This window comes from Oligoflexus sp., from assembly GCF_035712445.1.
Classification (GTDB): Bacteria; Bdellovibrionota_B; Oligoflexia; order Oligoflexales; family Oligoflexaceae; genus Oligoflexus.
This window is the reverse complement of sequence record NZ_DASTAT010000090.1, coordinates 1-19,966: the sequence shown is the minus strand read 5'-3', so window position 1 is coordinate 19,966 and position 19,966 is coordinate 1. Positions and strand designations below refer to the sequence as shown.

Below are 19,966 nucleotides of genomic sequence, written 5' to 3'. Positions count from 1 at the left end.
ATCCATGGACTTTCGCTATTTGAAAGCTTTTCTCGCGGCTGCAGAACAGGGCAGTTTTTCCAAGGCCGCCGAAGAACTTAACATCGCCCAGTCGGCCGTCAGCCGCCAGGTGAAACTGCTTGAGGAATCCATCAACGATGAGCTCTTGATTCGTTCCTCGAAGCACCTGACGCTTACGGCCAAAGGCAAGCGGCTCTATGATGCGGTGAAACACTTTCAAACCGAAGCCGAAAGTCTGCTGGCGGATGGGGAACGCAGTCTCATTCGAGTCGGCATTCCCCATGGCCTTCTGGAAAGCTGGTTTCAGACTCTCCTCGGCCCCTACTATCAAAAGAACGATCACAACTTCAATATCACCATGGCGGATCTTCCTGCCCTGCGGGAAGGTCTGGAGGCCGGGCGTTTCGAACTCGTCTTCACGCCTTTTGAAATCGACAGCGAATTGATCGTGTCGCGTCCTGTGCTTCATGAAGTCTTCGTCCTGGTTTCGACCAGCGAGGTCGACTTCGATCGGCTCAGTGATTACCGCTGGATTACCTACGGTTCCGGCGATCATCTGCTGCAGCTCGGTCGCCGTCATCCGCGCCGCATCATTCAGGTGAATTCCATGACGGCCATCATGAAGCTCGTGCGGCAGGGCATTGGCATCGCCGTGCTGCCCGATCATATGCTGACGGCCGCGGATGAAAACCTTTACCGCTATCACAACAAGAAACTGCCGGATCAGACCATTTTCGCCTCGCATTTGCGCTATAAACAGATGCCCGAGGCCCTGCAGTCTCTCCTGGATATTTTGCCTCAACCCTGAACTCTCATGTTACAATCAGGAAAACCTGAAACATGAGGATCAACCATGCGCATCAGCGTCAAGCTAGGGATGGCTTTTCCTATCGCTCTTGGTCTGGGCCTGGCATCCGCGGCCCTTGCTGAGGTCCCGAAACTTGTGGTCGTCGTCGTGATCGACCAGCTGCGATCCGATCAGCTGCCGCGCTGGAGCCGGAATTTTCTTCCCCCGCGCGGGAAGTCGGGAACCCCGGGTGGCTTTCGTTATCTGATGCAGGAAGGGGCTTATTTCCCCCTGGCGCAGTATCAGCATCTTCAGGGTCTGACGGCCGTCGGTCATGCAACGATCATGTCGGGAGCCTATCCCTATCAGCATCAGATTATCCTGAATGAATGGATGGATCGCGAAAGCGGGCAGCTGATTCAAGCGCCCAGCGACGAGCGCTATCCCATCGTCGGCGATGCCAAGGGTTTTCCCGTCCGAGGCATCTCGCCGAAAAACATCGGCGGCACAACCTTCATCGACGAGCTGAAAAACTCGGGCTATCAGTCGAAAGCGGTGGCCATTTCCCTGAAGGAACGCTCCTCGGTTCTGCTCGGAGGTCATCGCGCGGACCTTGCGCTTTGGTTCAATAAGGAATCGGCGTCCTGGGTTTCAAGCCGCTACTATCTTCCCAAGGGTGAACTCCCTGATTGGGTCAAGGCCATCAATGAACCTCTGAAGGCGAGGCACGAAGACATCCTGCAGTGGGAGGCGGACGGTGATGAGAGCGGGACTTCGCTGCCGGACAATAGGCACCTCGAACGAAAGCCCCCATTGGATGAAATCGGCGTGGATTTCCCGCACCAGACGAAGACCGGCTCGCGGCACGCCATCCTCTTTCCCTTCGGCGTGCAGATCACCACGGATATGGCCATCGCGGCTCTTGAGTCCATGAAACTCGGCTCGGGTCCGCATACTGATGTGCTGGCCGTCAGCTATTCGAGCCATGATTCGGTCGCCCATACCTTTGGCACGAATAGCCGTGAACTCGAATTCCTGGCGGAATTCGAAGACAGGATGCTGGCGAGGCTCCTCGGCAGCATCGATCAGAAAGTGGGTCTGAAGAATACGCTGGTCGTACTCACCTCGGACCATGGAGCCTCGCCTTTGACCGAATATCTCCAGGAGGTCAAGATACCCGCGGGCCGTATCGACGAAGATGGAATTCTGAAAGCCTGCGAAGACATCATGGTGAAAAATTATGGGAAGCCGAAGAACGGTCCCTGGATGCTCGGCTACACGGATCTGAATTACTATCTGAATCCCAAGGCCCTGCGCGCGGCCGGACTCAACATGGTGGATGTGCGAAAAAAATTGGGTCGCGATGCGCGGATGCAGGCGAATATCATGGGCGGCATCCAGTATGCGTTCACAGGCGAAGACGTTCGCGAACGGTCCCTGCCGCCCGGGCTCTTTGCAGATCAGATTCTGAAAACCTATGTCGAAGGCCGCAGCGGCGATATCGTGTTCATTCCCAAACCCTATCACGTTTATACCCGCATCCCCACCGTGCACGTGACCGGATATGCCTATGATCGCTTTGTTCCGCTGATTATGAGCGGTCCAGGCATCAAAGCCGGACGCTATGGGCAGACCGTCAATGTCGTGGATGTGGCGCCGACGCTTTCGTTCCTGACTGGCACCATTCCACCGAGCGGATCGGAAGGAAGGGTGCTGTCGGAAGCTTTGAAAGAAGGCAGCAAGCAACCTGAATAGAATTCCTGGAGCGTCACGCCTTCGCAGGTTTTCGCTTTTCCTGCCTTTCGGCTTTTCGCGAATCATCATAAGATGGAAGCCAGGCTTATTCTGCTGGGAAAGGTTTTCATGATCCCACAGCTTTACCCTTGGCTTCTGTTTTTTTTTACTGGCAGCAGCGTGACCGCAGAAGGCATGCCTCCGCGCGCGCCGATTGAAATCAATTTCCCGGATTTTCCCCCTTATTACTTCAAAGACTCCCAGGGACGGCGGCAGGGCATCACCACGGATACGCTGAGCCAGTGCCTGAACGCGATCAAACGCCCTTTCATCTTCGTCGATTTGCCGATTGAACGCATGCAGATCAGCATGCAGGAAGGCTTCATCGACATCCATACCTATTCCTATAGCGAGGCACGGGAAAGCTTCGTCGACTTTGGGCACCAGGAACTCTTTCGCACGGAATATCGGCCTTTCGTTCGGGCCGATTCCAACATAAGCATCACGAAACCCACGGATTTTGACAGCCTGAGGCTCGGGCACATCATTGGACTGCGCTATTCGCCGATGTTCATGAAATACGTCGAGGAGCGAAGAAAGGCGCGGACCGTGGACGAGGCGGCCAGCACCGAACAGAATTTTCGCAAGCTTCTGGCGGGCCGCATCGATGCTTTCGTGAATGCGGTCGAGCCTGCCTTGTACGCTGCTCAACGTCTGGGCCTTAAGGATCAGGTCAAAGTCCTGGATTGGGTCGCGCATGATGGGCATTACTTCACGGCAGTCTCGAAAAAATCCCAACATATCCCGGACCGCATTGCGTTTCTCAGAGAGCTGGATGCCTGCCTTGCGCAGATGAAAAAGGATGGCAGCTTCTGCGCGATCTATCGCAGCTATGGACTCGCCTGCCCCGATCTGCCCAATCGACCATGAATAAGCTACCTGTCGGGAGTTCAGGCGAAATGAGGATTTTCGTACTGAAAGAGGCGCGCGAGCAGCGCGTGGAGTCGCCGCATATCAAAGGGCTTTTGCAGAAGATGACAATCCTTCAGCCCTTTGACTTCATCGAGCGAGAAATTCCCTGAGCAAAAAATAAAAGGCGTGTTCTGATTCGGTCCTGGATTCGAACGCAAGCTGCGCAGCACAGCGGAACCCAGAAGACCCGGCATCACGTTGTCCGAGATGATCAGGTCAAAGGGTTCGGACATGGCCTTGCTCAAAGCATCATGACCATCGCAGGCCTGCCGCAGATCGACGGTGACCAGATACTCCTGAACCTCGGCGGAGAGGAGTTCCAGCATCAATTCATTATCCTCGGCCACCAGTATTTTGTATAGACGACTCAATGATCAGACTCACAATATTCGGCAAATGTTACGAATTCTTCTTTGACGCCTTACGTGAAAAACTGCAAGCTGCATTTTTGTCATAATCCACCAGTGTTTACCGTCACGAGCCTTTAGGGCAGGAGCGTGCACGGCGCTGTGACCAGAGTCAGGTTCGCGCTCTCCGATCCATAGTACTGACGAATCACAAAATTCAGAAAACCCTGTCGCCCACGGCAGCCATTCGCAACAAACAAACCATCAGTTTTGTTGTAGCAAAGGTTTTTCATCGTCGTTTTCATCCGGGTCCGCAGTTCGCCTTCCTTCGCTGTCCCATGAAAAGCCTGCCCACCGCAGTCGGCAGCGCTTTCCAAATCCAGAAGCTTCACCAGTTTCGACGAACCCAGCGGAGCCATATAGATCGCGCTCGGCAAATAAAAGTAAAGATGCGATTGCTGATCGATGGCTTTCGCATTGGCCTGAAAGCCCAGGTTAAGCGTGAGATCAAGCCCATCCTGCGGCACGGTATAAGGCAGGGCGGCATTGTTGGAACCCGCAGGGGGCACGCTGACCAAACCCATGCGGGGAGCTGAACTGCTCGGGTTATTCAGATCCATGTGGAAAACCGAAAAGTTCTTCGATGGATCGGACTCAAATGAATTGGCCACAAGAAGATCGAGCGTGCCTGCCTGTTCATTAATCGAATAGATCGACGACGCATCCATATAAGTGGCCATGGGCAGGTTGATAGGCGTCGACACCCCGGTATTCGCATCAAAGAGCAAGAAGGTCGACTGACTTTCATGCCGCAGTATCATGCGGCTCGACAGCGATTCACCGCGCGTATTGCGATAACGATAGGTCCGCGCTGTCGCATAGCTGCCCTGATTGCTCACGGCCTGCGTCTTCCCATCGTAACTCAGAACATCCGAACGATCGGGGACCGAGGCGCTGGCACCAGGGCTGGTGACGAGAAAGCTCGCTGATGTCGCGCCGGTCTTGAAGATATATTCAGCACAGGTTCCCGTAGCGACGATCGCGCTGCAGGGAATTTCAAGGAAAGGAACGAAGGCCTCACCCTGGAGAACTTCAATGACGGCCGTGGCCGCTGTCCCCTGAGTCCGGTTATAGATCCTCAGTATCTTCTGCGTGGACGCTTCAAAGAAAATGTTATGGATCCGTCCGACCTCAGGCGTGCGCAGGCGATTGTTGGCCGAGATCAGCTGCAGCCGACCCTGCTGAATAAGGCCAAGGTATGTAAGGTTGGTGACCAGCAGCCGTTCCCCAGCCAGCGGATAGACTTTGGACCCGACCGGAACCCGTCCATCAAAGGCTGGCATGAGGCCCTGTTTCAAAAGGTCCACAGGCTCCTGCGTGAAGGCCAGGGTTCCGCTGACCAAAGGCTTGATCTGCTGCTGGCTATCGACCGTTCGCCATGTTTCATTATCAATCTTGAAAATGAACGATCCGGGTCCAAAGCGCGCGAATTCACGACCGGGGATGACGGTATCCTCGGCGCAGGCTCCGGGCGCAGTCATCACATCCTTTTTGGGGCCGACGGTCGTCTGGATACGGCCCTCTTTCACATCATAAAGGTTATAGTTGCAGCGGCCCGAATAAAGAAGTATTTCGGGACGATCCCGCACAAATCGGGCCAGCACAGAGGCATCGACCAGCCCGCCGGTGATGACGTCGCCGGCTGTGATATCCAAGGTCTGCAGCACGCGTGAACGGAGCGCCTCGGTTTTGTTCGGAGCATAGGTGCTCAGAGTCCAGATCAGCTGATCCGCGGACTTTATGATATCGACCAGCTGAAAATTCTCGCCATCATAGTTGACAATGCTGCCGATGCGCTGACGACCCGCACCGAGCGCGGAAAGATTGCGATTGCTTTTATTCTGCGCCACGCGGCCCGTCACCTGATCGGTCAGCGCATCCTGAAAGCGCAGAAGCCGGCCCTGGTAATCAAAATGAAGCGCACGCAGGGCACTGCTGAAAAGCCCGGTGCTATCCACATCAAAGCCGCTATTCGCATGGTAGGTCGTGAAACCTTCCGGTCCGCAGGCCACGCGATAGGTCTGATGATTCAAACGCAGGGGATCTTCAAAACGATAGCTGAACCGCACGTTCTCATCAAAGCGTCCGGCGACCGCTTTCAGTTCGTTCTTTCTGCTGTCGTGGATATAAATGTAAGTCGGCGTCGCCATGATGATGAGATCACCATGCTCGCAGGCATCCAGCACATTCACCTTGTGATCGAAGCGGTCGACTTCGGTTCGGAAAAAGCCGGCCTGCACCAGCTGTTTATCCAGCACGGCCGTATCCACGGAAGGATCGGGCAGGCCCTGGAACGAGCGGTGCGTATCACTGAAGTCGCCCTCAATCACGCCCACAAAATAAGGCAGAAGAACTTCCGGTCTTTCCATGCGGGATTGCTGCAGCGCGCTGTCGATGATCTGGAGAGGAAATTCCAGTGCCGAAGTTCCTGATTTCAGCTGACCCTGACACTGAAAGCTCAGATGATCGGGTGATTCCTGGCAGCGATCCAGGCGAAATTCACCACGGGTCTGAACCGGCTGCTGCCACGAGAGCTGCAGGGTCGGCTTGACTTTCAAAGGCAGAAACTCGCTGCCGAGTTCACTGGTGATGGTGACGCGACAGAATATTTCATAATCATCCGCCGCGATGTTTTTAAAATCACAGCGCGCACGGGTATTCTGATAATCCGCTATCAGATTCACACCGGCAATGGAGACGGGATCGGTAGCGCCGAGCTCCTGAATCTCGGGATCATCGGCACCTGGAGTGGCCACGCTGGAATCCTGCGGCGCGGACTTTCGCTGGTCTTTGCCGCCGGGCACGCAGGCACCCAACACAAGGAAAGCGAAAGCCAGCAGGGCACCCGCCTTATGAGGTAACATTCGCAAGTTCATGGATTTTCCCTTATCTCTTGCGAATCTTATCGGCCCGTGCCCCGGCTGTCTTAGGAGAGGCGAAGGACAGCTTTAATATATTGTTTCTACTGGGATATCACGACTGCAATGGGCGCATTAAAGATTCATCCCGGGCGCTGTTTTCCGCTAACCCTCGCCGCGAATTCTGCCGAAAGCCTTACCGGAGGTCCCATGTTCCAAAGGCTTCAATCCTGGCTCGATGCCCGCGACGCACCACGGCCCATCTTAGGAAGGTGGCTGCTGGCCGCGATCCTGATCGCCTTGGGATTGCATGCGGTGGAATCGAGTCCTTTGGGAAAGCTTTTGGACCAGAAGTTGATCCAGGCCCTGGAGTTTCGTCTGCGGGCAGCCATGGGTCAAGGACCGCAGCTCGATCCGCGGCTGAAGATTTATTTCATGGATGATCGCTCCATTCGCAGTCTGGGTCGCGATGATCTGGATTTTCAGGAATGGGCGGAGTTCTTCAAGGCCGTGGCCGCCGCCAAGCCGCGCCTTATTATGATCGATAAGATCTTTGCCACACCGCGCGGCCGCTATGATGCGGATAAGATCAGTGAAGACCTGAAGGCCGCGGGTGTGCCGCTCGCCTCCATCGTATTCATGACGGCCGACACCCTTAAATTCGTCGAACCGATTCCCCTTGATCTACCGATCTGGGCGAAAAAACGTTGGATGCCTTCGGACATGGAACTCGACTGGCTGCCGGTCACGCCGCGTGCTGTTTACGGTCCCCATGTCGATGTCCAGAAAAGTTTTTCCCTCTTTGGACATGCGCACTACAGCGGCGGTGGAACGGTGGAGCTCTTCCATCGACCTGCAGCGGACGTTCTAATCCCGCACTGGAGCCTTTGGGCTGCGGACTGGGTGACAGTGGGTCCTCAGGGCATCGCCATCAATGGTCAGCGCATGACGACGCGCACCGCCGAGGTCCTGGTCAACTTACTGGATCGCGAAACGATCCTGAAGCAGTCCTTCAGCCTGGACCGCGCCTTCAAACGGGCGGAAAAGAATGTAAGCTTTGCGGATGTCATCACGCCCGAACAGATCGTTCTGATTCTACCCGGAATGTACACCGGCAGCTCGGATCTTGTGGAAACGCCGATGGGCTCGATCCCAGGCGGCTATCTGATGATAGCGATGGTGAACAGCGTCATCACAGGGCAATGGATTCAAACCATCGCAGCATCCTTGCCGAAACTTTTCCTTGGCACCATGCTCGGTGTCCTGGCCGGGCTTTTACTGGAGCCCATGATCTTTGCGCTGATCTTTCTCCTGGCGACCTCTGGTGCGGCCGCGCTTGGGCTCGCGCTCTTCGCCTTCGCCGATATCAAAATATTCTGGCTTTGGCCGAACCTCGGCTTCGTGCTCTTGAGCCTTTCCGCACTGACCTGGAAAATGATGCGCCGCGACAGCAAGAACAGGACGCTTCAGGCGGCGCTCGCCGATGTGATCGCGACTGATCAGCTGCAGAAGATCCTCGCCAATCCCAATGTCCTGATCAAGGAGCCATCCGCCCAAAACGTGAGCATCATGTTCCTTGATCTGGTGGGTTTTTCCCTGACCTCGCAGCGTCTGCCGCCTCAGGAGACCTTTGCGCAGCTCAAGGATCTTTTGCATGAAGCCACCCGCATTATTCACCGGCACGAAGGCGTCATAGATAAAACCCTGGGCGATGGCCTTCTCTGCTTCTTTGGCTATAACCTGCTCGGCCAGACGCAAAGCGCGCACGCGGATCAGGCGGTGCAGTGCGCGATGGCCATTCAAAGACGACTCTATGAGCGTTGTCTCACCGCCCATGATAAAGGCGAAGCTCTCTATCCGGCCCGAATCGGCATCAATACAGCCCAGGTCTATATTGGTAATATCGGCAACGAAACCCGTTTTGACTTCACCTTGATTGGAGATGGCGTGAACTTCGCCTCGCGCCTGGAAAGCGCCTGCGAACCCTTCCGTATCATGATAGGCTCAGAGACCCGTGAACTGCTTGGTCCATGGGCGGATGCCAGCATCCTGATCCCCCGATACGTGCGGGTGAAACACTCCCAGCAACTGGTGAAGGCCTGGCAGGTGGATCCGTTTCAATCCGAACCGGGAGCCATTGAAAGGGCGGAAAGGCTCTATTGGAATTTCGCCCGCATCGAACGCCTGGAGGAAAGGTTGGAACTGCCGCCCCTCAAGGTGCTTCTGCGCTCCGAGCACGGGGTCTTTGAACTCAGGGATTTTTCGCGCACGGGCCTCGCCCTGGTCGGGGATATCTTCCTTGCCAAGGACGTGCTGCTGGATGTGAGCATGGATGTCGAAGACGAAGGGCTGATGAAGAAACTGCAGGACTGGGGTCTCGCGAGTTTCACCATTGAAATCCGCTGGGGCAAAATTGATCAGCACCGTTTCAAACACGGTGCGAAGATTTTAGGATTGAATGGTATCCAAAGAAACAGGATCTTCGAGGAGCTGCAGCGTCAGGGGAAACCGGCGGCCTAAGCCCTAGCCCTTCCGAATCAGCTTTTCCGCGCTCTGGACGCTTTCTTCAAAATTCGAACGGCGCTGCTTCACGAGATCGGCTATATCCGGGTCGTCATGCCTCTCATGAGACATGCGGAACCAAAGCCAGGTCAGCGAACTCCCCAATAGCCCGACGGCCACCGTCACAGCCAAAGCCATACCCATGCACCTTCCTCCCCTAGCATTGCTACTCGAATACTTAACCCTCTGTCGGCGCGAATTTTCCGGAATTCACTGAGAAATGTAAGAAAATGATTTTATTGTAAGTAGCGCCGGGCAAAAGTCACCGGCCCAAGGTCCTGCCCCAAGAAAAATCCCTCTCTTTCTATTTTAGCTGGAGTCCCGGCCGCTTGGGCAAGCGGCAGGGTTTTCCCACCGGATCGGCGGCCGCGGCCTTCCCCCATGCAAACTTTAAAAAACCGCCTGACCGCCGAGGAAGCGCCTTAATTCACAGTCTTGCCACGCGCCCGTCCCCGGCATTCAATCCCGGCCCCCCCTGCCGAAGAGAGTTGTTATAAAGAGTCCACAATGGGGTAAGATACATGAAATATTTGTCTCTCCTGGCATTAACATTCGTGGCCTGCGGCATTCCCAAGCAGAATCCAAACGCACCGCGCGATGGATTTCAGTATGAGATAGGCGGAGAAACGGTCGCGATCGTCTATGAGACGACTTCAACCGCAACCAATACCGTGGAAGTGGCCATCCAGGTCAACGATCATCAGTTTGATTTGGGTATGAGCACCGAATCCGGCCTGCAAAAGATCGACGGGCACGGCGCTGTGCTCACCGAAGCCGAGCGCAAGGCCCTGTCACAGGCTGCCCAGGATTATGCGAGGACCGAAAATGTGACGGAATCCTCGCCGATCGAACAGAAAACTCTTTATCTGGCCTTCGACTATCTTTCGCAGGCCCCCGATAACTATGCCTTCCCCACCCGGAACTTCAACAGCACGCACTTGAAAAACGAAGGCATCACCTGCATCAAGAATGGTTCGACCGTCACCGCTCAGTGGAATACGCAGCTGTCGACATACGTGGCGGAAAATATCGTGGTCGGCGTGAACTGGCCGAATAACTATGGTTGCATGGGACGCTGCGGAGCCGATTGCGGCTGGGGCGCGCCCTCGTCATGGACCAAGGACTGTCTGGATCATGACGCCTGTTCGTATCGCAATAATGCCAGCGGTGGTTCCAGTGATCCCAACTGCGGTGATGAATACGATGAAGCTGCTGATGACTGGCTGGGCGGCGTGTGGTGGGGATGTAACGGGAACTGAGAAGCTCCCCTTTTCTCATAGGCCCTTCTTCACGGAAGGGCCATTTTTCATTCAGGATGGTTTTTGGGCGAATTCAAGGATCGAGACCTTGGTTTTCAAGACTCCGCTATTCACCATGAAGTCCTCGATGCCTTCCTTCTCGATATCGCAGTCCTCTTCGACCCAGCGTTTCAGGATAAAATGCTGCTTCAGAATATCCAGGGCGGTGCCGAAGCGAAAGCGTTTGGGGTCAGCCAGAGTCAGAAGACCATCGGCCTTCAAAAGATCCCGCGCAAAAGGCGGCAGATGCTTCAGGTGACTGTCATCATAAAAAACATCGGCGCCCAGGACCCAATCCGCCCGGCCCCGGTATTCTTCCGGCACCGGCTGACGCCAATCGATTGCCTGGAAGCGGACGCGATCACTCACACCCCAAAGCTCCGCATTCGCTTTCACGTAGCGGCCCAGCTGCGTTTCATAATCGCAGGCCACGATGGTCGCGCGGGGAAATATCAGAGCCAGAGCACAGGATAGAAATCCCACGCCGCAGCCAAGCTCCATGATCGTCAGCGGCGCCTCACGGTCATATGGCGCTTCGTTCACCAGCCAGCGGGCCACGATCCTGGCGCTTGGCCACAGCAAAACACCGAAGGGGCAGCGTTCATCCGTCAACTGCCCGCCGACTTCCACAGCGAACTCATCCAGAAATTGATCGAAGGAATCGACCACGCGAATTGGTCTTTTCTCGGCCATGAATTCGATATGAATGAGTTTGGATCCTTGCATCAAAACCGCTCCTCTTTACACATGCTCGCTCAGCAAAGCCCGGAAACCATGCTGTCCGATATCAGCGCGCCAGGGATCACCCGCGCCACGCAGCGAAGACCACATCAGGATCTCCTGGCTCCGGGGTTTGAACACGTTTTCCCAGGATGCCTCGGGCCGGGGCTCGTGACTCACCCACCAACCTTTGACGCGATGGCAACCGGCCTGACGCGCGTCACTTTCCATAAGACGCAGCAGCTCGGGCCAGTCGCTGGCAGATTGCGTGAGACTGCTCTCGAGCAGCGTGTACGTACCATGGTCCTGACGCGAAAGCAGCCAGTTTCCGGTCGCAAGACAGCGACTGAGGCGCAGGGGGCTGTTTTGTTTTTCCTGAACCCAAATCGCATCGGCTGTTTGGCGCCTTATGCCATAACGAAAGCCTGGCAGTTCGGGGTCCAGGGGTCGGGCTGGAAATACGGTCATGTCCACCCGCGGGCCGGATCGAGGCAAATCCCAGGCCCACTCGTAGGACGGCAGCGTTTGGAACCCGAGTTTTTGATAGTAGGCCGGATCTATATCGGAATAGAGAATGAAATCGAGCGTCCCCATCTCCGCATAATGCTCACAAACCCAGCTGATCAGCCGCGCGGCATGCCCTTGTCCCCGATGCGCCTCGGGGGTGAAGACGGCACCGAAGGCCCGCGCGGGACGGTCCCCATCAGGACCGAAGAGCTGGAACGGATAAGCCCCGAGGCTGCAGACAACCGTTCCCGCATCTTCGATCACGAACCAGCTGGCTCTTTGATGCTGCTTGGACGCCAGCCTTTTCTCAAGGTGCAAGGCGGGGTCAGGATCATGCGGCCAAACCACATGGACCTGCGCAAAAGCCTGCGCGATTTGATCTGCATTTGCCAATCGACACTCCATGGGGCCTCCTTGTTTTCCGCTCAATGCCTCTGATCAGCCGGTCAGTCAAATCCTGGAGTCTCCAACCATGGGTTTTTTCCCGTATTTCATCAAGCGGGAAACTCACGTAAATGAACGTTGACTTTGCCGGGGCTTTGCTCCATTTAAAAGCGCCCCTCAACCCCACTTCGCCTGCGTTGGAGACGGTCATGATCCTGAGAATTCTTATGCTCCTGGCCCTATGCGGACACGTTCTGTCGTGCTCACCAGCCCAGCCGCCTGACTCCGTTCTGAAACAGTTCGAAGGCATGGTTACCGTAGAACCGGAACCCTTGACCACAGAAACTTTTTGGACCTATTTCGTCGGGACCTGGCAGGATCCCCTGTACCGCGGCTATATCAAGTTTTCGATCGCTTTGGACGCGTCCGGAAAATTTTCCAAACTGATCTGGCACCCGGAACGCTTTCGCTATCATGCCGAGCATCTGACAACTCTGCCGGAGTACGCAGGCCTCAGCGCAGCGCAGGTGGATGCGATCTCCCAGCATGCTCAAGGCCGTCGTCTTCTTTTGGGTACTCTTCTGATTCCCAAATCTGTCGATGAGTATAATAACCCGCCGATCGCGGATGTTCAGCTGATGAGCCAGGATCCTTTGGATCCCGAGTCGGTCACGGCCGTCTTCTCGATATTAAGCACAAAGATGCCCTCGGTGCCAGAGACGCTTTTTTATTTGCCCGGACCTGAACAGATGGATTTCGTCCTCAAAGACGCGGCCCGTTTTGAAGCCCTCGGTATCAAGCTAGCCCGTCGCCATACGGCCGAGGCCCGCATCTGCTATAACGCGGGCTGGGGTGTGGGGCATGTTCGCGTTGTGAAAAAGGGAGAGTTGGAAGGTCTGCTGGCGGAGGGTGCGATCGGACCTTCGGATATTCTCGTGATGGATGATGTGCCGCGTGAACTGCCCATCGTGGCCGGTATCGTGGTGAGCCGGACTTCATCGCCTTCCTCGCATCCTGCGCTCCTCGCCGGCATGCTCGGCATTCCCTTTGTTTATGAAGAGAAGGCGACGGCGCAGGAAAGCTGGCTGAAACTCGCGCGCAGCGGCAAAGCTGTCTTCGTTCAGGCGACGGGTGATGCCGTGGGCACCTGCCAGATCCTGGTGCGCTCCGCTTCAGCCCTGACGCCTGCCGAAGCGGACTCACTGGCCGCTTTGAAAAAACCTCAGCCGCTGGTTTTGCATGATTACGATCGCAGCCTGACGGAACCTGTTTCTTTGGATGAACTCGGCCGCGCGGATGCGGACAAGGTCGGCGCCAAGGCTGCGAATGTAGCGGAGCTGCGGCGCATCATTCCTGATCATACTGTCACCGAAGGTCTTGCACTTCCCCTGGGAATTTTCGCGGAAACTTTGCGCCTGGGTCAAACAGCGGAGGGACTTTCGCTGCGCTCCGCTGTGGACCAGGAGCTTTCCCTGCTTTTGGGCCCAGGCCTCCATCCCCAGGCGAATGCTCAAGGACTCGCGCGCATAAGGGCCTTGATTGAAGGGGCGAAAATTCCTGCTCCTTTGCAGCGCCGGATTTTGGATGCGATCGCTCAGGTCTTTCCCAAGGGGACGCGGATCAAACTTCGCTCCAGCAGCAACATCGAAGATCATCCCGAATTCAACGGTGCCGGTCTTTATGAATCAAAAGGCGCCTGTGCCGGTGATGACGCGCGCATCGAACAAGCCGGTCTTTGCCAGGATAAGAAAGATCCGTTGATGAAAAGCGTCCTGAAGGTCTGGGCGAGTCTTTATAGTCTGAAGGCCTGGTCCGCGCGGCGTTATTATGGAGTGAAGGAGGAGTTCGCCGGCATGGGGATCCTGGTGCAAAGAGCCTATAAAGGCGAGCTGGCCAATGGCGTCGCGATTTCATCGTATCCGGCTTATAACAGCAGCGGCGACGGTCCGCAAACCATGGAAGTGCAGAGCACAGCTTTTCCCGGCGAAGACCTTGAAGTCGCCAATCCACCCGCCGGAAAAATTCCTGAGACCACGCGCATCACAGCCACGGAATTGGAGCTGCAGATCCCGAGCACGGAAGTGGCCCGCGGCCGCATGCTGATGACCGAGGCTCTTTACCGTCAGCTTTACGAACAGATGAACCTTGTCCATGAACATTATCGGGAGGCATTGAAGCCTCAAGATCCTGCTCTCTTCAAACTCGATATGGAATGGAAACTTATCAGCGAAAAGGGGACGCAGAAAATCATCATCAAGCAGGTGCGCCCCGTGCCGATGCCCACGATGTCCACGCAGGGTCTGGATCGCGGCCTTTTTCTGATCGGGGAACGTCAGGCCCGACTTTGTCCGAGCCCCAGCGAGCACCGCCGCGCGCTGACGAGGCTTCAGCTGGGACGACCGCTGCAGATTTCCGTCGCCCTGCAGGAGCTGCCCGCGGATGAGCGCAACAGTATGATCAATCCCGTGGAAAGCCTGCGCTGGGCTGGGAAGGATATTTCCCTGTCGCGGCTCGCGCGTTTTGAGCATACGCCCTGGGAGGAACTCTGGGGCACGCGCCATGAATACCGGACCTACACCGTTTCGGTTCCGGTCGAGACGGCAGAAGGAAGCTATGAGCTCCAGTGGACAGGTCGTCAGGAGCGCCCGCGTTCGCAGCCGCGTCTTCTCGTGAATCAGGTGCAGAGCCTTTGGACTGCAGAATTTCGGATGCGTCAGGGGCCAAATCCTGACGACTTCGAAGAGTTTCAGATGGTGCTCGGGGACCATGCATGCGAAAGCGATGCCTACCAGGGTTTTCAGCCCGGTACATTCCAGGCTTCAAGCCCCTATGCTGCCGAGCGTTCGGCGCCGACCTCCTACTTCGAAACCTATGCCTCTGAAACTCTCTCCTTGAACATTCAGGGTCGCAGCAGCTTCCAAGGTTTCGACAAGACCCGCTTCGTGCATATCGACAGCAGCGTGATTCGTGGTCTGCTGCCGCGTGAACTCATACTGACAGCTCCTTTGAAAGCGGTGTATGCGCCTGGTCACCACAACTTCACCTTCGAATATGCCTGGGATCTCATGGCTGCGGATCAGCTTACCGCTGAAGATGCCGCTGATCTTCAAAGGCGCGGCATCCAGCGCCTTGTTCTGCGTTCGATTTCGCCTTTTGCAAGCATCTGGGATGAAGCTCGCATCGAAGGAGGGGAAGACCCTTCCGATGAACCTGCCTACGAATTGATTGCCGTTGACGCCAAAGGCCAGGAACGAAAACTTGATCGCTTAAAACAAACAGGCAAATCCGATTTTATGAATGGCGGCCCTGGCTTTGGAATCGGTATCCTTCCCTGATCGTGCGCAGGTATAAGCAACATGCCTGCCTTGACGCTTCATGCCGAAGCTGCTAGGGTTCAACCAGCCTAGGCACGTTCTAAAATTATCGCAAACGCTACAAAACACGACATTTCAGGACGTTTCCCTGGAATAGATTTCCTCCTCATGATCTCGCAGCTGGCCCAATTGAGGTGTAGGGATTTTCAAACGCTCGTCGGAATTACACAGCGAGGCCACACTTCAGATATGCAAGGAATTTCATATGGAAAACCAGGGCAATATTGATTCTGATAAGAGGGCTGCGACCGGAATTCCCGGCTTGGATGATATCCTTGGTGGCGGTTTTCCGAAAACCCGACTTTATCTTGTGGAAGGCGATCCCGGATCGGGCAAGACCACGCTTGCGCTCCAGTTCCTTTTGGAAGGCATACGCCTCGGCGAATCAGGGCTCTATGTGACGCTCTCCGAAACCAAGGATGAGCTTATGGCTGTAGCCGCTTCGCATGGCTGGTCTTTGGATAACGTCACCATTCACGAGCTGGCGCTTCCTGAAGAAAAATTGACTCCTGGCGGTCATTATACCTTCTTCCATCCGTCCGAAGTCGAATTGGGTGGCACGACGAAGTCCATCCTCGCCGAAGTCGAGCGCGTGAAACCCGTCCGCGTGGTTTTCGATTCCCTTTCTGAAATGCGCCTGCTCGCCCGTGATCCTTTGAAATACCGTCGGCAGATTCTGGGCCTCAAACAGTTTTTCATTGGCCGCAACTGTACCGTTCTCCTGCTCGATGACCGCACATCATCGGATGGCGATCTGCAGCTGCAAAGCCTTGCGCATGGCGTCGTGATGCTGGAGCAGCTTTCGCCGCTCTATGGCGCTGAGCGGCGCCGTCTGCGGGTGATCAAAATGCGCGGCGTTCGCTTTCGCGGCGGCTACCATGATTTCACGATCGAGCGGGGTGGGCTTGCCGTGTATCCGCGCCTGATCGCAGCGGAGCATTCGGATAAAGATCGGCGCAAAAGCTATGTGCGTCCTCTGACCTCGACCGGCCTTGAAGGGCTGGATCAACTTCTGGGCGGCGGGCTCACGATGGGCACCAGCACGCTCATCATTGGGCCGGCCGGCTGCGGTAAATCAGCCTTTGCCACCCAGCATGCCTGCGCAGCGGCTGCGCGTGGCCAGAAGACTGCATTTTTTGCCTTCGACGAGGGCGTTCAGACACTTTTGGAACGTTCGGAAACCATAGGCTCGTCCTTTCCCCATTATGTGAAAGAGGGCTTGATCACCCTGAAGCAAATAGATCCGGCGGAACATTCACCGGGCGAATTCATTCACATGGTCAGGCGCGCGGTGGAAAACGGTGCGAGCATCATCATCATCGACAGCCTGAACGGTTATCTGAATGCCATGCCCGAAGAAAAATTTCTGGTGATTCAGCTCCATGAACTCTTGAGTTACCTCAACCAAAAGGGTGTGGTGACCCTGCTTGTCGTGGCTCAGCATGGAATGGTCGGCACCGCGATGCAGGCGCCGGTGGATATCAGCTACCTGGCGGATACCGTCATCCTCCTGCGTTATTACGAGATCATGGGGCACGTGAAAAAAGCCATTTCCGTCGTGAAGCGGCGCAACGGCAGGCATGAGGCAACCATTCGGGAATATTCGCTGTCCTCGCAAGGACTGCAGGTGGGCCAGCCCTTGAAAAACTTCCAGGGTGTCCTGACCGGAGTGCCGCAGATTCTTTCCGCGGAAGGGACGATCGGCCGTGAATGAAACGTCAGCCTCGGACTTATGCGTGATGATCCTGGCTGCATCGGAAATAGACGCGGAGATGACTCTCCGTGTTCTTCAGGATGCGCATATTCAAGGCCAGATCTGCGTCTCGTTCCGCGATCTTCTGATGCACATTGAACAGGGTGCCGGGGCCTTGCTGCTGGCCGAAGAGATGATTTTTCCGCATGGGCTTGAACCGTTGAAGCGCTGCCTGCAGCAGCAGCCGCAGTGGTCGGATATTCCGGTCGTCGTTCTGACCCGCGGTGGGGACATGACCGAAGCCGGCTTTGAAATCCTCAAGGCCATTGACGAACTGCGCAACGTCACGCTTCTGGATCGTCCCGTACGGCTCATGACGCTTCTGAGCGTGATTCGTGCCTCGCTCAAAAACCGCGAACGGCAGTATGAAATGCGCGATCTTCTGGAAAAGTACCGAAGAAAATCCGAGGACGCCGAAACCGCGAATCGGGCCAAGAGTTCCTTCCTGGCGAACATGAGCCATGAGATTCGCACGCCGCTCAATTCGATCATGGGCTTTGGCGATCTGCTTCTGGATCCCGATAATACCGAGGAGGAGCGCACGGAATTCGTCGATGCGATCCAAAGGAACGGCAAACTCCTGACGCAGATCATCGACGATATCCTGGACCTGTCCAAAGTCGAGGCCGGTAAACTCGTGGTGGAAAGCGTAGCCACCTCGCTGCCCGATGTGATGGCCGATATCCTGCGCCTCATGCATCAGCAGGCCGCGGAAAAAGGCATAGCCGTCAACGTCGCGATTCACCCCAATGCACCCCGCATGCTCGTCACCGATCCAACGCGCCTCAAACAGATTCTTCTGAATGTGATGGGCAACGCCATCAAGTTTACCAACAAGGGACGCGTTGATCTTGACGTCATGATGATCAGCGATGCGGACGGGGGCGCTCCGAAACTTCAGTTCACGGTAAAAGACTCCGGTCGCGGCATATCACCCGAGCAGCAGGAGCAGCTTTTTCAACCCTTCATGCAGGCCGACGCCTCGACCACGCGTAAATACGGGGGGACGGGTCTTGGCCTCATACTCTCGCGGCGTTTGGCTCAGTCCCTGGGGGGCACGCTGGAATTAAAGGAAAGCGCCCTGAATGTGGGATCGACCTTCGTCGCGACCATAGATGCCTCGCAGGCGGAAGGTTCTTTTCACAGCTCGGACGATAGCCCCAGGATGATCCAGGCCAGCAGCACGGACCGAAAACTGCTGCAGGGGGTCAATGTTCTGGTGGTCGAGGATGTCACCGACAATCAGAACCTGATCCGGCAGATTCTCTTTCGCAATGGTGCGAATGTGGACCTTGCGGAAAATGGCCAGATTGGGGTCGAGAAAGCCCTGCACCGGAATTACGATATCGTGCTGATGGATCTGCAGATGCCGGTGAAGGATGGCTTCACAGCGACCGCGGAGCTGCGGCTGCAGGGCTATCAAAAACCAATCGTAGCCCTTTCCGCTGCGGCCATGGTCGAAGAAAGAAAGCGAGCCATCATGATCGGCTGCAGTGATCACATCACCAAACCCATCAATGTCGCAGGCCTTCTGAAGGCGGTCTGTGCCTACACCGGCCGGAGTGAAGGCATCAGCCTTTAAAAAAACCCTTCAAGCCGGCAGATGCTTCTTTTCAAAGATGAATGTGCCGAAAGGAAGCACTGCGGCTACCATGCTCAGCAGCCAGACGTGCCGGGACCAGCGCAATTCCAAAGCCGCATAATTAGCCAGGGCTATGTAGGCCAGAAATAGCCCCCCGTGGGCCATTCCGACCACACGAACGTACTCGGGCATGCCCCAAATATACTTCAGTGGCATGGCTATAAAGAGCAGTAACAGGAACGAAATCCCTTCACAACGACCAATCCAACGAAAAAGAGACAGCATGTATTATTCCCCATGATCAGACTCTGGTTAGACCGAATAATGAAAATTCATCATTCCGTCCACCTGAGATTGCTTCCCACCGGGCGGTCCACCCGGCTTACCATACGGTATCTTTGCCTCGACCCGCCCCTGACTCACACTTGTTTCCCTGCTGCGCTTTCTCTACACTGCACAGCGAATTCCCGTTTCGCATTGGATTGAGGTGCACTGTGGTCGCCAATAAAGTCGATAAGTTTGATCAGGATCTGAATTTTGTGATGCAATCACTGAAAGAAGTGCTTGAAGAACTTCAGCATAAGGACCTGATTCCCTACATACCGTGGCTCGATGATAAACAGGATAAGCCTTTGCCTCAGGCGTCCTCCCCCTACCGTCTGGTGCAGCTCCTGTCGATCTCCTTTCAGCTGCTCGGCATGATCGAAGAGAACATCAACGTCCAGACACGGCGGGAGCAGCAGGCCTCGGGCTCCCTGGAAACGGAAGACGGACTTTGGCCCTGGGCCTTCGAAAGTTTGAAGCAGGCGAATTTCCCTGAGGAGGAAATCCTGGAAACCCTGCAGAAGCTTCATGTCGAGCCAGTCCTGACCGCGCACCCGACGGAATCGAAAAGGGCGACGGTGCTCGATCATCACCGCGACCTTTACCTGCAGCTCGTCAAACGCGAAAACCAAATGTGGACCCCGGTCGAGCGACTGTGGCTCAAAGACGAAGTGAAGACCATCCTGGAAAGGCTCTGGCGAACG

General features: G+C 55.7%; 15 protein-coding genes. 9 read left to right on the top strand and 6 right to left on the bottom strand.

All coding sequences use genetic code 11. The annotated features are described in order from the left end of the window. Window positions 1-4: 4 nt before the first annotated feature. The 3 genes from VFO10_RS19410 to VFO10_RS19400 all read left to right on the top strand — a co-directional run bounded on the left by VFO10_RS19410 (window position 5) and on the right by VFO10_RS19400 (window position 3,451). Window positions 5-808: a LysR family transcriptional regulator gene (locus VFO10_RS19410; protein ID WP_325143262.1), complete on the top strand. Its 804-nt coding sequence runs from the start codon at window positions 5-7 to the stop codon at window positions 806-808. Window positions 809-853: 45 nt separating this feature from the next. Further along, window positions 854-2,542: an alkaline phosphatase family protein gene (locus tag VFO10_RS19405; protein WP_325143260.1), complete on the top strand. Its 1,689-nt coding sequence runs from the start codon at window positions 854-856 to the stop codon at window positions 2,540-2,542. A 108-nt stretch (window positions 2,543-2,650) separates the two neighbouring features. Beyond that, window positions 2,651-3,451 (top strand): substrate-binding periplasmic protein, encoded by an 801-nt coding sequence (locus VFO10_RS19400; RefSeq protein WP_325143258.1) that lies wholly within the window; start codon window positions 2,651-2,653, stop codon window positions 3,449-3,451. Between the two features lie 20 nt (window positions 3,452-3,471). On the opposite strand, the gene VFO10_RS19395 is transcribed toward VFO10_RS19400, so the two are convergent. Then, a complete protein-coding gene (locus VFO10_RS19395; protein WP_325143256.1) occupies window positions 3,472-3,864 on the bottom strand; it encodes a response regulator in 393 nt (130 codons plus the stop codon). 113 nt (window positions 3,865-3,977) lie between these two features. Next, the gene (locus tag VFO10_RS19390; RefSeq protein WP_325143254.1) at window positions 3,978-6,776 is read right to left on the bottom strand and encodes a hypothetical protein; all 2,799 of its coding nucleotides are present in this window, start codon (window positions 6,774-6,776) and stop codon (window positions 3,978-3,980) included. A gap of 192 nt (window positions 6,777-6,968) precedes the next feature. On the opposite strand from VFO10_RS19390, the gene VFO10_RS19385 reads away from it, so the two are divergent. Further along, window positions 6,969-9,278, top strand: a complete 2,310-nt coding sequence (locus tag VFO10_RS19385) for an adenylate/guanylate cyclase domain-containing protein (RefSeq protein WP_325143252.1) — start codon at window positions 6,969-6,971, stop codon at window positions 9,276-9,278. Between the two features lie 3 nt (window positions 9,279-9,281). On the opposite strand, the gene VFO10_RS19380 is transcribed toward VFO10_RS19385, so the two are convergent. Beyond that, window positions 9,282-9,464: a hypothetical protein gene (locus tag VFO10_RS19380; protein WP_325143250.1), complete on the bottom strand. Its 183-nt coding sequence runs from the start codon at window positions 9,462-9,464 to the stop codon at window positions 9,282-9,284. A 377-nt stretch (window positions 9,465-9,841) separates the two neighbouring features. On the opposite strand from VFO10_RS19380, the gene VFO10_RS19375 reads away from it, so the two are divergent. Continuing rightward, window positions 9,842-10,579, top strand: a complete 738-nt coding sequence (locus VFO10_RS19375; RefSeq protein ID WP_325143248.1) for a hypothetical protein — start codon at window positions 9,842-9,844, stop codon at window positions 10,577-10,579. Between the two features lie 51 nt (window positions 10,580-10,630). On the opposite strand, the gene VFO10_RS19370 is transcribed toward VFO10_RS19375, so the two are convergent. Together VFO10_RS19370 and VFO10_RS19365 are read right to left on the bottom strand one after the other, a co-directional pair. Next, window positions 10,631-11,344, bottom strand: a complete 714-nt coding sequence (locus tag VFO10_RS19370; protein WP_325143247.1) for a class I SAM-dependent methyltransferase — start codon at window positions 11,342-11,344, stop codon at window positions 10,631-10,633. A 15-nt stretch (window positions 11,345-11,359) separates the two neighbouring features. Beyond that, on the bottom strand, window positions 11,360-12,250 hold the full coding sequence (locus VFO10_RS19365) for a GNAT family N-acetyltransferase (protein WP_325143245.1): 891 nt from the start codon (window positions 12,248-12,250) through the stop codon (window positions 11,360-11,362). A gap of 188 nt (window positions 12,251-12,438) precedes the next feature. Between VFO10_RS19365 and VFO10_RS19360 the strand changes: the two genes are divergently transcribed. The 3 genes from VFO10_RS19360 (at window position 12,439) to VFO10_RS19350 (ending at window position 18,938) form a co-directional block, all read left to right on the top strand. After that, window positions 12,439-15,564 (top strand): PEP/pyruvate-binding domain-containing protein, encoded by a 3,126-nt coding sequence (locus VFO10_RS19360; RefSeq protein ID WP_325143243.1) that lies wholly within the window; start codon window positions 12,439-12,441, stop codon window positions 15,562-15,564. Between the two features lie 244 nt (window positions 15,565-15,808). Next, window positions 15,809-17,317, top strand: coding sequence for an ATPase domain-containing protein (locus VFO10_RS19355; RefSeq protein WP_325143241.1), 1,509 nt, complete (start codon window positions 15,809-15,811; stop codon window positions 17,315-17,317). Further along, entirely contained in the window at window positions 17,310-18,938 is a 1,629-nt protein-coding gene (locus VFO10_RS19350) for an ATP-binding protein (RefSeq protein WP_325143239.1), read from the top strand. The genes VFO10_RS19355 and VFO10_RS19350 overlap by 8 nt, the downstream gene beginning before the upstream one ends. 9 nt (window positions 18,939-18,947) lie before the next feature. On the opposite strand, the gene VFO10_RS19345 is transcribed toward VFO10_RS19350, so the two are convergent. Next, window positions 18,948-19,223, bottom strand: coding sequence for a DUF3817 domain-containing protein (locus VFO10_RS19345; RefSeq protein ID WP_325143237.1), 276 nt, complete (start codon window positions 19,221-19,223; stop codon window positions 18,948-18,950). Window positions 19,224-19,432: 209 nt separating this feature from the next. Here VFO10_RS19345 and VFO10_RS19340 point away from each other — a divergent pair. Beyond that, window positions 19,433-19,966: phosphoenolpyruvate carboxylase (locus VFO10_RS19340; RefSeq protein WP_325143235.1), on the top strand; the 534-nt coding region annotated here is incomplete at its 3' end.